The following is a 224-nucleotide window of genomic DNA, read 5'->3' on the forward strand; positions in this document are numbered from 1 at the left end:
GGAATAACCCATAAGAAGCTGAGTAATAGTGACGATAGAGCTGATGATTTTAACGATTCGTATTGTGTGGACACATTTTGAGTCAGCTTAATCACTTCTCCAGAATGCAACTTGGCATAAGCGGTCACAGACCCATCGACAAAAGAACTCTCGCTTACGCGGTTCGATTTCGATACGCCGTCAATTTCTGTAGCGCGGTTTGATTGAGCATCAACGATACCAGA

1 pseudogene is annotated in these 224 nt (G+C 43.8%); it reads right to left on the bottom strand.

Annotated features, from left to right (window positions below):
* A pseudogene (locus IQR33_RS34665) lies at positions 1-224 on the bottom strand (methyl-accepting chemotaxis protein); the annotation flags it as partial.

Origin of the sequence: Vibrio sp. OPT46 (genome assembly GCF_015163535.1) — a bacterium.
GTDB lineage: Bacteria > Pseudomonadota > Gammaproteobacteria > Enterobacterales > Vibrionaceae > Vibrio > Vibrio alginolyticus.